Consider the following 14,972-nt stretch of genomic DNA (forward strand, 5'->3'; position numbering starts at 1 on the left):
CCAGACCGACCTGACCGTCGAACGCGTGCGCCATCCGCTCAAGATGCGCGTGCTGACCGTGGCCCGCGTGGAACGCATCGCCGGCCTGCTGGCCCGCGTCACGTTCCGCGGCGAAGACCTGCGCGACTTCGTGTCCGCCTCCTTCGACGACCACGTGAAACTGTTCTTTCCCGCCGATCCCTCGCAACCGCTGGCGTTGCCCGAGGTCGGACCCGATGGCATCAAGTTCCCCGAAGGCGCGCCGCGCCCGGCCGCGCGCGACTACACCCCGCGCCGTTTCGACGCCGAGCGCGAGGAACTGGACATCGATTTCGTGCTGCACGGCGACGGCCCGGCCTCGAGCTGGGCCGAACAGGCGCAAGTCGGCCAGCGCCTGGGTATTGGCGGCCCGCGCGGTTCGTTCGTGGTGCCCAAGGGCTTTGACTGGCACGTGCTGATCGGCGACGAAACCGCGCTGCCGGCCATCGCCCGCCGCCTGGAGGAGCTGCCCGCCACGGCGCAGGCGCTGGTGCTGATCGAAGTGCCGGGCGCCGCCAACGAGATCCCCTTGCCGACCCAGGCCCGCGCCTCGGTGCGCTGGCTGCATCGCGACGGCACCGCGGCCGGCTACAGCACGTTGTTGCTGGAGGCGGCGCGCGAGTTGGCGTTGCCGCCCGGCGAGGGCTACACCTGGATCGCGGCGGAGTCGGCCGTGGCCAAGGCGGTGCGCGAGATCATGGTGGCGCAGCACGGCGTCGACAAGAGCCGCATCCGCGCCGCCAGCTACTGGAAGCGCGGCGCCATCGCGGTGCACGAGTCGCACGAAGACTGAGGCCGCCGCGTCCAGGCCGCCGTGCCCGGGCGCTACGGTATCGCGCATCATGTCCCGCTGTTGCGCGGCATCGGGCCGGCGCGGCTATGCCCGCGCCAACGCCAGCAGATTGGCCACGCGCCCGCCGGGCGCGTCGTCGCGCACCACCAGCCCCAGCACCGCGCGCGGCCAGTCCAGCGCGAAGGGGCGATAGACCACCCCGTCCGGCCGCAGGTGGCGCAGCGAGGCCGGCACGACCGCCACCCCCATGCCGGCCGCCACCAGGTTCACCGCCGATGACAGTTGCGGCGCGCGTTGGCCCGGCAGCGGGTTCACCCCGTGGCGGCGGCACGCCGCCATGATGTCGGCGCTCAGGCCATAGCCGGACTTGCGCGAATACTGGATGAAGCGTTCCTGCGCCAGGTCGGCCGGCGCCAGGCGCTTGCGCCGCGCCAGCGCGTGGCCCAGCGGCAGCGCCACCATCAACGCTTCCTCCGTCAGTTGCGTGAAGCGCAACCCGCCATCCATCGCGAATGGCGGCCGCACGAACGCCGCGTCGATCAAGCCGTCGCGCAGCCGCGCCACCAGCGTTTCGCTGTCGTCCTGCGACAAGGTCATTTCCACGTCGGGATATTGCTGCCGGTACAGGCGGATCAATTCGGTCACGACCGGATGGAACGAGGCCGATTCGGTGAACCCCAGCGACAGCTCGCCGACTTCGCCGCGCGCGGCGCGCTGCGCTGTCTGCACCGCGTCGTGCGCGCGTTGCAGGATGTCCTGCGCGCACGCCAGGAAGGCGCGGCCGGCGTCGTTCAGGCTGACGCCGCGCCCGCGCCGGTCGAACAACGGCGTGCCGACTTCCTCTTCCAGTTGCCGGATCTGCTGCGACAGCGGCGGCTGCGCCATGCCAAGCTGCTCGGCCGCGCGGGTGAAGTGCTGGGCCTCGGCCGTGGCGACGAAATAGCGCAGGTGGCGCAGTTCCATATCAGTATCCAAAAAGTACTGGTTATAGATTTTCCATATATTGGACATTCTAGTTCCGCGGGACGATGATGCGGGCATCGATATCCCGTTTTCAAGGAATGCCCATGGCTACGACCCTTACTCCCGGCGCGCGTTTGCGCCAGCATCTCGCCCAGGACATCGTGGTGGCGCCTGGCGCCTACGACGGCATGTCGGCCCGCCTGGTGGCGGCCGCCGGCTTCAATGCGGTGTACGCCAGCGGCGGCGCCATCGCCCGCGCGGCCGGCTTTCCCGACATCGGGCTGCTGAGTTTCACCGAGGTCATGGACCGGGTCGAGAAGATCGTCGACGCCAGCGGCCTGCCGGTGGTGGCCGACGCCGACACCGGCTTCGGCGGGTCGGCCAACGTCGAGCGCACCGTGCGCGTCATGGAACGCGCCGGCGTCGCCGCCTTCCATATCGAGGACCAGTCGTTTCCCAAGCGTTGCGGCCACCTGGATGACAAGAGCCTGGTGGACGCAGAGGAAATGTGCCGCAAGGTGCACATCGCGCGCCAGACGCTGGCGGATGCCGACACGCTGGTGATCGCCCGCACCGACGCCATCGCGGTGGAAGGCTTCGATGCCGCCATCGCGCGCGCCGAACGCTATGTGAAGGCGGGCGCCGACATGGTGTTCGTCGAGGCGCCGGAAACGCTGGAGCAGATCCGCGCCATCGCGGACCGGCTGCCGGGCCTGAAGCTGATCAACATGTTCTATGGCGGCAAGACGCCCCTGGTGCCGCTGCCCGACCTGGCGGCGATGGGATATCGCCTGGCCATCATCCCTTCGGACCTGCAGCGCGCGGCGATCCACGCCATGCAGGCCACCCTGGCGGCGATCCGCGCAAGCGGCGACAGCAGCGCGCTGGCCGATCGGTTGACCAGTTTCAAGGAGCGCGAGGAAATCGTGCAGACGCGCCGCTACCTGGCCCTCGACACGCAATAGCGGGGCGTGCGCGCGGCGCCCGCGCCGCGCTCACGCGCATTTCCTCACCGACGGCAGCCCTTCGGCAGCGACAACGGCCACAGCCGCTGGCCGTAGCTCCCGTAGAGCGTGCGCACGCCGCATTCCATGCCGACACGGGCCCGCACGGCGCCGCTTGCGTCCAGGATCATCGACTGCTCCCGGGTCGACACCACGGCGCGCTGGTTCGTGTAGTCGGAAGCCCACAGGTAGGCCGGCGCGATCGCCATGCGGCCCTGTCCGTCCGCATAGCCATATTGATCGCCGACCAGCGCGATCGAAAGGCCGTCGTGCCGGGCGCCCAGGTAGTCGAATGTCGGCCCGTTCGCCACGCCCTTCTCGTCGACCGCGCGCATGCCGCCATTGGGCTGCGCGACCACCGCCTGGCCTTCCGAGAATGCCGTGGCGTTGCCGGCCAGTGTCAGGCGGACCTTGCCGGCCGTGTCGACATAGGAGGTGGCCGGCATGCCCTGTCGTTCGTGGCGCCGCACCAGCCAGTCCGCGCCGGCGGGCCAGTACCACTCACCGGCCGGCAGGCTGGCGACGGTCTTGCCTTGCGTGTCGATCAGGCGCGCGCCATCGTCGCCGCTGAGCAGCGCCCGCGCCGGCGCGCCCTGGAACGCCGTGCCGGCCACCGGGCCGGGCGCGAACTGCCAGCGGCCCTGGCCGTCCACGTAGCCGTGGCGGTCGGCGCGGCGGACCGCGAGCCAGTCGCCCATCGCGGTGTAGCTGGCGTCCTGCAGATCGAGCGCATCGGAGGCGTCGGGCGAGATCACCCAGCGCTGCTTGTCGTTATAGGCCAGGAACGTGCCGTTGGCTTCGCGCGAGGCCTCCAATCCCGGCTCGAAGGGTGTCAGGGCGCGCCCGTCGCGATTGACCAGCGAGGTGGGGCGACGATACTCGTTCTCCTGCGGGCCGGGCTGCTGCACCAGCCACAGTTTGTCGCTGACGCGCTTGACGTCGTGGTGGCGCGGCGGCACGACCCATTTGCCCTGGAGGTCGATCACGCCCACCTTGCCGGGGCCGAGCGAGGCGGCCGCCTGGCCGTCGCGGAAGCCGCCGATGAACTGGAACACCGGGGCCGACACCTCCTTGCCGGCGTGGAAATCGTACAGGCCCCAGGGATCGCCTTCGGCGGCGGTCTTCAAGTAGCGCACCAGGCCGGGCGCGACCACTTCGGCCTCGAAATAATCCGGCAACGCGTAGCGTTTGCCGGCGCGGTCGATCAGCTGCGTCACCCCCTTGGCGTAGACCAGCGCATAGCCCTGTCGGAAGGCGCCGATGTATTGCTGCATGGGCAAGTCCATCGGTTTGCCGCTGCCATCGAGTAACAGCACGCCCTCGTTGGTGTGCGCGGCGAAACGCAATTGATCGGCGCTGAGCTTTTCGGCGTTGTCGTCGTCGGCGGCGTAGCCATCGCGCTCGCCATCGAGCGACACGACCTCGTTCCAGGCCAGGTCGGTGGCGACGCCGCCATCGGCCAGCAGCAGGCCCGCGCCGCCGTCGTTGCAGTGGCAATAGCCCTGGCCCAGCAGGCCGAGCGGTCCGCCCGGCACATCCAGCGGCATGTCCTGCAATTGCGAGCCTTGCGCCGCTTGCAGCGCTTCGGGCTGCAGCACCGTGCGGCCGTCGGCATCGAGTGCGTTGAGCAGTTGGCCGTCCTTGTCCGACAGCCACAGCTTGCCCTGGCGCAGCGTCAGCCGGCTGGCTTTCGCCAGCCAGGGCGGCGCGCTGTCGCCCTGCAGCCAGACGCCCTTGGGCGTCAGCAAGCCGGCGACCTGGCCGGCCGCATCGTGCAACAGCAGGTAGCCGCCTTCCTCCTGCACGGGCTGGAGGCCGGCGCCCAGCGTTACCGGCTCGGCACGGCCGGGAACGAACGCCTTGAGCGTCTCGCCCGACAGATAGAGCAGCGTATCGTCATGGAGCGTCGACGCTTGCGCTTCCTCCGGGGTCAGCGTCGTCAGTGTCTTGCCCGAGGCGTCCAGCAAGGCGTAACCCTTGCGCGGCAGCTGCGCGCTCCAGAAGGCGTTGCCCACGCGCGTCATGCGTTGATAGCCCTGGCCTTCGCCGATCAGTCCGCCGCCGGCGTCGATCAGCACGACTTCCTCCTCACCGATAGCCAGCGCCACGGCGTCGCCCTTGCGTTGCGAGATGTCGCTGAAACTCGGCGCCACGCGCCAGTTCCAGTTGGCGTCGAGCAGGCCATACATCCCGTGGTTGTCGATCGCGATGAACAGATCCTTGCCATAGTGGGACAGGATGCGGATGCCGTCCCGGGCGTAGCGCCGTTCGCCATCGGGCGAGCGGTATTCTTCGCGGTAGCTGACCGATAGCCTGGCTGGCGACCCTTCGTGCAACCACGCGCTTTCGACGCTGGGATCGATCGCGTCGCCGACCGCCGCGCCGCTGCGATCGATCAGTTGGTACTGGCCGTCGCGCATCACCAGCGCCAACCCATTCTCGACGAAACTGAAGGCGGCGTCGTAGCGCGGCGGCACCGCCATCCGGCCCTTGGCGTCGACGTACCCCCACTTGCCTTGCCAGCGCACCGCCGCCAGGCCGTGGTGGAAGTCGCCCACGCGTTCGAACTGTGGCTTGATGGCCAGCCTGCCGTTGCCGTCGACGAAACCCCAGGCGTGCCGGCGCAGGGATTGGTCCATGGGGACCCGGTCGATCGGCTCCAGGGCGGATGGCAGCAGCACGGCGGCGCGATCGTCCGACAGCGTGCCGATGCAGCCGGTGGGGCCGTATTGGTCCTGGTCGCGGTAGACCGCGGCCGCATCCATCAGGCTGTCGACGCAGTTGGCCTGGCCATATCGATACTGCGCCTGGGCGGACAGGGAAACGCCGAGCGCGGCGACGGCGCAGGCGATGCGGGTGGCATGAAACGCGCGTGAGGTCATGATTGTTCTGCTTTGGCGGATTCGGGGGCGGGCGCGTATTCCATTTCGGCGGCGTCGGGGCAGGTGAGCTTTTCGCGCGGCCAGGTCAGCTTGCCCTGCCCATCCAGCACGATGACCTCGCCGCACATGACGCTGAACAGCGCCGTGGTGGCGCCGCGTTTGTCGATGAACTCCAGCAGGCCTTCGCGCCGCACCAGCGCGCGGCCTTCGTGGAAGTCGTCGGCCCAGCCGAATTCAGGCGCGATCACGTAGCGGCCCGTCAGATCGATATAGCCCAGCAACTGGCCGCTGCGCTGGTCGCGCCTGGCCAGGGCCAGCCCGTCGCGCAGGGGGCCCAGACGGTTGAAGTACGGCCCGACGATACGCTTGCCATCGGCGTTGACGAACCCATAGCGGTCGCCGTCGCCGCGGTAGGTCACCACGCCTTCGCTGGCGGTGCGCTCCTCGATCGTGAATTCGCCCTTGAAGCGCGTGATCTCGCGGCCCTGCAGATCGGTCATGACGCTTTGCGAGTTCTTGCGGTCGCGGAACACCACGCGCTTCATCGACGCCAGGGGCGTGCCGTCGCCAAGCTTTTCCAGCAGCGCCTTGCCGTTCTCGTTCATCACGCGGTAGCGCTGGCCGTCGTAGACGCGGGCCAGGCCTTCGGGTTGGACGAAGAACGGGTTGAACTCGCCAGTGCCGGCGGAAACCTTGAGATTGCCGCGCGCATCGATCGCGCCGTTGCTGGCGCGGTATTGCACATAGATCCAGTCGCCATATTGTTCCTGGCGATCGGGCTTGCCTTCGAACAGCCGGGTCATGCCGCCCTGCGCGTCGAACAGCAGCGTGGCGCCGTCCTTGCCTTGCGCCAGGTAACGGCCCTGCTTGAGATCCTGCGGCTTGTCGTGCAGCACCACGCTGCGCTTGCCGGTGCGCAGGTTGATCAGGCGGTAGTTGTCGCCGTAATCGGAGGCCTCCTCGCTTTTCGGTTCGCGCGCCAGCAGGTGGCCGTTGCCCAGGTATTCGAGGTCGTAGCTGCCGGAATAGGTGGCGGGCACGATCCATTTTCCTTGGCGGTCGATGACGCCCCAGCGATCGTTTTCCTGCACCTTGGCCCAGTCGTCCTCGAAATCGTCGATGCGGTCCAGCGATGGTTTGACGGCCACGCTGGCGCCGCGGATGTTCCACAGGCCCCAGCGGCGCTGGCGCCGTTCATCCAGCGTGTAGTAGTAAAGCAGATCGCCGTCGAGCTTCTCGCCGTTGGCCGCGACCTGCGCCGGCAGCTTCTGCACCGTGCCGCGGGTATCGATAAGGATCGCGTTGCCCCGCGTCATGTCGGGCGTGCGGGCCCAGGCATAGGCGCCCTTGAAGCCGCCAATGCCGGCGTAACGGGGTTCCATGACCCAGTTGCCTTCGGCGTCGATGGTGCCGAACCGGCGTTCGCGGGTCTGTACCACCAGCGGCGCGACGGCTCCATAGGTGTTCATGTCGTCCCAATCCGGATTGGTGACGATCTTGCCGGCGCGCGTCAGGATGCCGTTCGGCTGCGTATAGTCCTTCGGGCGCAGCAGGGCCAGCGGCAGTCCATCGCGGTCCTGCCGCGCGCTGCGGGACCTGCCGCCGACAGGCTTGGCGGTGAAGGGCATGACCTGGTATTGCCGCAGCTGCTTTACCGTGTCTGCATCCAGCAGCGGCGTGCCGTCGGGCCGGTAGATCTGCACCAGCGTTCTTTCGGGATCCCTGCCGCCGGCGTCCGCGCTGGTGGCGGCGTCCGCGGCCGCGGCGGCGGCTTCGGCACCCGCGGCGGCGGCGTCGGCCACCGCCTGCGCGTCGGCTTCGACCTGCGCCGGATCCTGGGCCACGTCGATGTTGGCCGGGGCGGTCACCGTGTCGGCGGCCGCGGTTTCGATCGCGGCATCGGCCTCGGCCGCGGCAGTGGCCGCGGTCGCGGCATCGGCCTGGGTTGCGGCATCAGCCTCGGTCGCCGCATCGGCCTCGCTCGTCGGCCCGGCCGCGTCGCGCGGGGACGCATCGAACGGCGCCTGGCCATGAAGCCAGGCCAGGCCGTTGTTGACATTGACGTCGCCAAAAACCGCCGGGACCACCTGGTGCTTGCCCGCCGGGTTTATCAGCACCACCGCGTCGATGTCGGCGAGCACTTTCCAGCCATCGGCTTCCTCCACGCTCAGGTAGTCGCGCGTGAAGGTGTAGAGCGGCTTCAGGGCGGCGTCCAGCAAGGCAAAGGGCGCCTTGCCCCGGGGTTTGGTCAGCCACAAACCCGGCACGACCCGCTGCACGGTTTCGTAACGGGTGGCGGTCAGCGGCGAACCGTCGGGGCGCACGAATTCCCACTCGTCCCGGCGGTACACGGCCAGCGTGTCGCCATCGCGCAGCGGCGCCTGTTGCGAGCGCAGCACATCGGGCGCGATGGCCCAGCGGCCATTGGCATCCAGCAGGCCCCACCAGCCGCCGTAGCGCAGACTGCGCTGCTGCGCCGGCAGGTAGCCCGATTCCGGCCGCGCCAGCGTCATCACGTCGGCGGGCAGCGTCAAGGCGTGTCCGGTCGCGGTGTTGAACAACTGCGGCGGCTGCGGCATTTCCATCGCCGCGAGTTTCTGGCCGGGCTCGAAGCCCCACGAGCGGGTGCCCAGTTCGAAAGTCTTGAGCACTTGTCCCTGGCGGTTGATCAGCACGTCGCGTTCTTCCGCCTCGACCAGCGCGGTGCCTTCGGCGTTGAAACCGGAGGCCCGCGTGAAGCGCGGCTTGATGACCCAGTTGCCGCGCGCATCGATATAGCCCCACAGGCCATCGCGCTGCACCGCGGCCAGGCCGTTCTGGAACGACTCGGCTTCCTGGAACGCCGGCGTGATGACCATGCGGCCTTGCTTGTCGATGTAGCCCCAGGTCCCGGCCTGGTCGCTGGCCTTGCCTGTCAGCACCGCGGCCAGCCCTTCGGCATAGGGCCGGTTGCAGCTGACGTCGGGGTTGATGGCGTACGTGCGGCCGACGCAATCCTGCTGCCAGTCCGCGATCGACTCGGCCGTGGCGGGCAGGGGGCCGAAGCTGGCCAGCAGCGTGGCCAACGCCAATGGCCGCAGGGCGAACGCGCGCGTCATGATGCGCGCGCGTGTTGTGCGCGAAGGCGCGCGGACGTTACAGGACGGAAGAAGCGAAGCCGGACGTGCCGCATGGTCGGAATGCCTGCTATAAAGGAGCAAAGGCAGCACTGTAACCAGCAGTAGTACTTAAGAAACCGGCAAATGTAACGATAAGGCACGAACCGTTAATGGGACAGCCGGGTGCGCATCTTCTACCGCGCTGCTGCTGCTCTTGCGACAATTCGTCCGCGCAGACCATGATCAGCAGCTCGCTCAGGCCTGGCCGGGGATGGTGGCCAGCCACCGGTCCCGGAGATGCGAAGGGGCTGGCGCGGTTCGATGCTTGGCGCCGGGCGGGAAGGGCGGAGCATGGGAGCGGACGGGGCGCCGCAGCAAGGGTCAAATGATGCAAAATTATACGGGCCTATCCGCACGCATGACCGCCCCAGCCGCGTTCTCCCCATCCCCTCCTCCGGGGCTCTCCTCGCCTGCCGCCTCGCCCGCGCCGGTTGCCGATGCCGTCGCGACCGAGTTGGCCACGCTGCTGTACAAGCAATCGTATGGCGTGCTGTTCGCCAATTTCGCCGTGGCGCTGCCTGTCGTCTACGTCATGCGCAACGCCGCCCCGGATTGGCTGCTGGCGTCGTGGATCGCCGTCGTGTACGCGCTGACCCTGGCGCGGGTCCTGGTCTGCCATCGTTTCCTGCGGCGCGGGCCCGGTCCGCTGCGGCCATGGATCCGGGGTTTCTGCCTGCTTTCCTGGACGTCGGGCCTGTTATGGGGCCTGGCGGGGGTGGTCGCCGTGCTGTCGGGGCAGGACATGATGCTGGCCTTCGGCTGTGTGATGCTGGCCGGCATGTGCAGCGGCGCGGTGCCGTCCTTGTCGGCCTATCCGCCCGCCTACGCCGGCTCGGCATTGGGCATGGTGGCGCCCTTCATCCTGGCCTGCGTGGCGGCGGCCGATGGCCTGCACCTGGTGTATGCCGCCTTCGGCGTCTGCCTGTTGCTGGTGAACCTGTATTTCAGCGCGGTCACCTATCGCAGTCTCAAGACCACCGTGGCGCTGCGCTTCGAAAACACGGCGCTGGTCCGGAGCCTGGAGCTCGAACGCGACCGCGTGGCCGCGGCCGACCGCGCCAAGACCCGCTTCCTGGCCGCCGCCGGTCACGACTTGCGCCAGCCGGTGCATGCGCTGGGCATGTTCACCGACATCCTGGCCAGCCGCGCCGAGAGCGGCAACGTCACGGCGCAGGACGCGCTGCACGTCGCGCGGCGCCAGCAGACCGTGCTCGACAGCCTGAACCGCCTGCTGGATGGATTGCTGGACGTTTCGCGCATGGATGCGCATCTGTTGCGGATCGAGGGGCGCGCCGTCGATCTCGATCAGCTGTTCGACGACATCCGCCTGGATTTCGCATCGCTGGCCCGCGCGCGCGGCTTGCGGCTGTCGGTCGCGCCCACCTCCCTGGCCCTGGACACCGATCCGGCCTTGCTGCGCCGCATCCTCGACAACCTGCTCACCAATGCCCTGTCGTACACGCCCAAGGGGGGCGTGCTGCTGTCGGCCCGCCGACGGCGCGGCGGCGTACTGATCCAGGTCTGGGACACCGGCGTGGGGATCGCCCCCGAGTTGCAGGAAGCCGTTTTCACCGAGTTCACCCGCGGCGCCGGCGCGCCAGCCTCGCCGCCTGCCGGGCAGGGCCTGGGACTGGGGCTGGCCATCGTGCGCCGCCTGGCGGGCCTGCTGCATGGCGAAATCACGCTGCGGTCGATGCCCGGCAAGGGGTCGGTCTTCTCGCTGTGGCTGCCGGCTGGCATTCCCCCGGCGCATGCAGCCGGCGAAAATTAATCAGTTGATCGGCGGCCGCGCCGCCCCTGTAATAGCGTCAACCGCCCGCCCGCGCGGGATCCGCCTTCACGCCAGGGGTTCGCCATGTCCGTCGCCGTTTCGCCGTCCGATCGTTCCCGCGCGTCGCGCAATCTGTGGCTCATGGTATTGGCCGGCGGCGTCGTCATGGGGCTGGCGCTGGGCGTGCGGCACGTGCAGGGCCTGTTCCTGCTGCCGGTCACCATGGAGCGAGGCTGGTCGCGCGAGACCTTCGCCATGGCCATGGCGGTGCAGAACCTGACGTGGGGCGTGGTGCAGCCGTTCACCGGCATGATCGCCGACCGCCATGGCTCGGCCAAGGTGATCCTGGGAGGACTCGCATGCTATGCCCTGGGGCTTGCCGGGATGGCGCATGCCGGCACGGTCACCGCCTTCATGCTGAGCGCCGGCGTCTGTATCGGCATCGCTTTGTCGGGTACGGCATTCGCGGTGATCTACGGCGCCCTCAGCCGCCTGGTGCCGCCCGAGCGCCGCGGCTGGGCGCTGGGCGTGGCGGGCGCGGTCGGCGGACTGGGGCAGTTCACCATGGTGCCCGCGGCGCAGTGGTTGATCGGCAGCCGCGGGTGGGTCGATGCGCTGCTGATCTTCGCGGTGGTGCTGGCCGTGGTCGTGCCACTGGCATGGCCGCTGAAGGAAACGGCGCGCCAGGCCCCGGGCGGCGGCGCGGCGCCGGATGAGCAGCCGCTGGGCGCCGCGATCCGGCAGGCGTTTGCCCAACCGGGCTTCTGGCTGCTGAACCTGGGCTTCCTGGCCTGTGGCTTCCAGCTGGCGTTCATCGGCACGCACCTGCCGGCGTACCTGATGGACAAAGGCATGCGGGCGGCGGATGCTGTCGCCGCGCTGGCCATCATCGCGCTCGCCAATGTCGCCGGCACCTACGTCTGCGGCATCCTGGGCGCGCATCACCGCCGCAAATACCTGCTGGCGGGCATCTATCTGCTGCGCACCGCCGCCATGGCGCTGTTCTTCCTGTTGCCGTTGTCGGCTGGCTCGGTCTACGTGTTCGCGGCTGTCATGGGCTTCGTCTGGCTGGGCACCGTGCCGCTCACCAACGGGCTGATCGCGCAGGTCTTCGGCGTGCGCTACATCACGACGCTGTTCGGCTTCGTCTTCTTCGGCCACCAGGTGGGGTCGTTTCTCGGCGTCTGGCTGGGCGGGCTGGTGTACGAGGCCACCCATTCCTATGACCTGATCTGGGTAGGGGCGATGGCGCTGGGCGTCCTGTCGGCGGCGCTGCATTGGCCCATCGATGATCGCCAGTTGCCGCGCGTCGGGGCCGCCGTGGCGGCCGGCTGAGCCAGGGCGCGATGCGAGCCGGCGCCCGGCGCGATCCCGCAAAGGGCGGGCGTGGCTACAACGGCCGATGCTGCGTGCCCGCGCCCATGGTGATGTGCAGTATGCGACAGGACTCCGTCACCTTGAGCGTGTGCCAGGCGCCCTTGGGTATCACGTAGGCGTCGCCCGCCCGCAGGTGAACCGCCTGGATGCCGGTCGGCCACTCCAGCTGCAGTTCGGCGCTGCCGGACATCAGGCGCACGATCTCGTCGGCCTGGGGATGCATTTCCCATTGCGACCAGTCCGCGGCGCAGGCGTATTCCGACACCAGCCAGCCATCCCCATAGCGTTGCAGTTCGTCGCGCGGCAGCGACCAGAACGCGTCGCCGCCGGCCACCGTGGCGGCGTTGCCGGCGGCATCCAGGAAAACGTAATGCGAAGACAGGTCGGTCGGCATGGAGCGTCTCCAGTGGGTGGGGCGATACGCGCGTTATAACAGCGTTGCGGCCGTGTCGGCGGCGCGCGGCGTCCGGGGGCGAAAAAAGCTGCGATAATCCGGGACTTTCCCAGGGGGCGTCGGGTCGCATCCGGCGCAATGTCGGCATGAGCACAGGCTTTGACGGCGTACGGCCGGCATCCGAATCGTCCATCGAGATCGGCTTCTTCTACCAGGGCCGGCACTGCGTGGAACGCATCCGCGTCAAGCCCACCGCCGCCAACCTCAAGCGCGCCGCCGAGCGGCGCAACGCCATCCTCGCCGCCATCGCGCGCGGCGACTTCGACTACGACGCAGAATTCCCCCGACGCGCCGCTTCCTCCCGCTCCAGCAAGGACCCGACATGACCCGCGCCGCAGCAGTGCCCGTGCACGATCTGACCGCCGATGCCTTCAGCGCCTACGGCTGGATGCTGGGCAAGCCCATGCCCCTGGGCAACGGCGTGCCGCTGTTCAGCAACGACGCCACCGACTTCTGGCAGGAACATGTGTTCAACACGGGCGCTGGTGGCGATGCGCAAGTGTTGTGGGTGAACTACCGCAGCGCTTCGGCCGACGTGGCCAGCCTCGAAAAACACCTGCTGACGCAGCAGGCCATCGTGCCCCTGACCGGCGCCATCATCCAGGTGGTGGCGCGCAGCGCGGCCGACGGCACGCCGGACCTGGCCACGCTGGCGGCGTTTCGCGTGGAGCCGGGGCAGGGCGTCTGCATGCGGCCCGGCTGTTGGCATGCCACGCGCGTGACGGACGCGCAGGTCACCTGCCTGATGCTGACCCGCCGCTCGACCACGCTGGACCTGATCCAGCACCTGACGACCGACGCCGCCGCCAGTGAAAGCGCGATCGCGGCGATCCCCGCTTGCCGGCTGGACGTCCCGCATTCACAGGACTGACTTCCGCGCGGTGCGCCCGCTCGCCAAGGCGGGCCGGACCGTGGCGCGGCCCTGGGGGCGACGCTGTCATCGTCCCGCGGTTTCACTACGGTTGCGAAATGTGCCAGAATTTCAGCGCCTGTCTGTCCTGTCCGCGACGCTGCCGCCATTCGGGCGTTGCCAACGCCTCCCCCTGTTGGAGCATGGAATGCGCATACGCCCCGTCGGCGCCGGATCTTCCCCTTATGTCCGTGGCCTTGCCGCATTGGCGCTGGCCGTCAGCGTGAGCGGCTGCAGCTTCACCTCGCCGGATGCGGCCACGGGATCGCAATTCGTCGGCATCGATGGCGTGTCGGCGCCCGAAGCGCGTCGCATCGCCAAGGAAGCCTACCTGTACGGCTACCCCATGGTGGCCCGCTACCAGGCCATCTATTCCACCAACATCGACCAGGGCGGCGCGCAATACAAAGGCCCGTTCAATACCTTCAGCCACGCCGCGCCGGCCGTCACGCCCGACGACAACGCGACCGCCGCGCCCAATGTCGATGCGCCCGCGTCCTCGGCCGTGCTCGACCTGCGGGCCGAACCGGTCGTCATCAGCGTGCCGCCGATGGAGTCCAGGCGCTATTTCGCGTTGCAGCTGACGGACCTGTATGGCTACAACTTTGCCTACATCGGCAGTCGTGCCACCGGCAACGGCGGCGGTCGGTTCCTGGTGGCCGGCCCGCGCTGGAAGGGCGCCCCGCCGAAGGGATTCGCCCAGGTGATCCGGGCCGAGACCGACCTGGTCAGCGTCAGCGGCCGGACCCAGCGATTCGCGCAGTCGGACATCGCCAACGTCAAGCGCATCCAGGCCGGCTACCGGATCCAGCCGCTGTCCGCCTACCTGAAGAAGGCCGCGCCACCAGCGCCTGCCGCGGTGCAGTGGATCAAGCCCGAGCCGCCCACGCAGATGCGCAGTTCGCTCGAGTTCTACAACCAGCTGGGCTTCCTGCTGCAATTCGCGCCGGTGGCGCACAGCGAAAAGACCTTGCGCAAGCGCCTGGACAGCCTGCGCATCCGCCCGGACGCGCAAGCGGTGACCGACGCCATGCCGCCGCGCCTGCGGCAGGTCATGCAAGAGGGCATGCATGACGGCCAGAACGACATCGACAAGCATCGCGTGGCGCTGGCGGGCCGGACCGATACCTTGTTCGGCGATCGCCGGACATTGCGCAATGACTACCTGGCGCGCGCCACGGGCGCCCAGGTCGGCCTGGGCACCGACAGCCGCGAAGAATCGCTGTCGACGGTGCTGGCCACCGACATGGCGGGCCTGCCGCTGGATGGCACCCAGGCCTACACGCTGCGGTTCGCGCCGCGCGCCCTGCCGCCGGTCAACGCCTTCTGGTCGGTCACGCTCTACCGGCTGCCGGGGCAATCGGTCGTGGCCAACCCCATCCAGCGCTACGTGATCGATTCGACGATGTTGCCCGCGCTCAAGCGCGATCGCGATGGCGGACTGACGCTGCGCATCCAGCATCAGGCGCCGGCCAAGGGCGGCCAGGCCAACTGGTTGCCGGCGCCGGCCGGCCCCTTCATGCTGGCCTTGCGCTACTACTGGCCCAAGCCAGGTTTGCTGGACGGCAGCTGGCAAACGCCGCAGGTGCAGCGCGCCGGTTCATAGGGCATAGGCCGCGCCGCTGCGCGGCTCGCGGGCCGC

Annotated in this window: 11 protein-coding genes; 7 read left to right on the top strand and 4 right to left on the bottom strand. The window is 68.9% G+C overall.

The window, feature by feature from the left end:
• A partial coding sequence (locus tag DK459_RS27115; protein WP_110135284.1) for a siderophore-interacting protein occupies window positions 1-811 on the top strand: 811 nt, incomplete at its 5' end.
• Window positions 812-895: 84 nt separating this feature from the next.
• Here DK459_RS27115 and DK459_RS27120 read toward each other — a convergent pair.
• Entirely contained in the window at window positions 896-1,774 is an 879-nt protein-coding gene (locus DK459_RS27120; RefSeq protein WP_035199499.1) for a LysR family transcriptional regulator, read from the bottom strand.
• Window positions 1,775-1,878: 104 nt separating this feature from the next.
• Between DK459_RS27120 and DK459_RS27125 the strand changes: the two genes are divergently transcribed.
• Complete coding sequence (locus tag DK459_RS27125) at window positions 1,879-2,739, top strand: oxaloacetate decarboxylase (protein ID WP_020926146.1); 861 nt, start codon at window positions 1,879-1,881, stop codon at window positions 2,737-2,739.
• A gap of 44 nt (window positions 2,740-2,783) precedes the next feature.
• Here DK459_RS27125 and DK459_RS27130 read toward each other — a convergent pair whose 3' ends face one another.
• Both DK459_RS27130 and DK459_RS27135 read right to left on the bottom strand, forming a co-directional pair.
• A complete protein-coding gene (locus DK459_RS27130) occupies window positions 2,784-5,660 on the bottom strand; it encodes a WG repeat-containing protein (RefSeq protein WP_110135180.1) in 2,877 nt (958 codons plus the stop codon).
• Window positions 5,657-8,758 carry a WG repeat-containing protein gene (locus tag DK459_RS27135; protein ID WP_054439086.1) on the bottom strand — a complete coding sequence of 1,034 codons (3,102 nt, stop codon included), beginning with the start codon at window positions 8,756-8,758 and terminating at the stop codon, window positions 5,657-5,659. The genes DK459_RS27130 and DK459_RS27135 overlap by 4 nt, the downstream gene beginning before the upstream one ends.
• A 418-nt stretch (window positions 8,759-9,176) precedes the next feature.
• Between DK459_RS27135 and DK459_RS27140 the strand changes: the two genes are divergently transcribed.
• Together DK459_RS27140 and DK459_RS27145 are read left to right on the top strand one after the other, a co-directional pair.
• On the top strand, window positions 9,177-10,589 hold the full coding sequence (locus DK459_RS27140; RefSeq protein ID WP_173361824.1) for a sensor histidine kinase KdpD: 1,413 nt from the start codon (window positions 9,177-9,179) through the stop codon (window positions 10,587-10,589).
• Window positions 10,590-10,673: 84 nt separating this feature from the next.
• Window positions 10,674-11,924, top strand: a complete 1,251-nt coding sequence (locus DK459_RS27145) for an MFS transporter (RefSeq protein ID WP_047991981.1) — start codon at window positions 10,674-10,676, stop codon at window positions 11,922-11,924.
• A gap of 55 nt (window positions 11,925-11,979) precedes the next feature.
• Here DK459_RS27145 and DK459_RS27150 read toward each other — a convergent pair whose 3' ends face one another.
• Entirely contained in the window at window positions 11,980-12,360 is a 381-nt protein-coding gene (locus DK459_RS27150; RefSeq protein WP_006385683.1) for a cupin domain-containing protein, read from the bottom strand.
• A gap of 146 nt (window positions 12,361-12,506) precedes the next feature.
• On the opposite strand from DK459_RS27150, the gene DK459_RS27155 reads away from it, so the two are divergent.
• From DK459_RS27155 to DK459_RS27165, 3 genes are all read left to right on the top strand, one after another.
• Window positions 12,507-12,746, top strand: a complete 240-nt coding sequence (locus tag DK459_RS27155; RefSeq protein WP_006385684.1) for an Arm DNA-binding domain-containing protein — start codon at window positions 12,507-12,509, stop codon at window positions 12,744-12,746.
• On the top strand, window positions 12,743-13,291 hold the full coding sequence (locus DK459_RS27160) for an ureidoglycolate lyase (RefSeq protein ID WP_006385685.1): 549 nt from the start codon (window positions 12,743-12,745) through the stop codon (window positions 13,289-13,291). Before DK459_RS27155 ends, DK459_RS27160 begins: the two co-directional genes overlap by 4 nt.
• A 187-nt stretch (window positions 13,292-13,478) precedes the next feature.
• On the top strand, window positions 13,479-14,936 hold the full coding sequence (locus DK459_RS27165) for a DUF1254 domain-containing protein (protein WP_110135182.1): 1,458 nt from the start codon (window positions 13,479-13,481) through the stop codon (window positions 14,934-14,936).
• Window positions 14,937-14,972: the final 36 nt, after the last annotated feature.

This window comes from Achromobacter sp. RW408 (assembly GCF_003184165.1).
Classification (GTDB): domain Bacteria; phylum Pseudomonadota; class Gammaproteobacteria; order Burkholderiales; family Burkholderiaceae_B; genus Achromobacter; species Achromobacter xylosoxidans.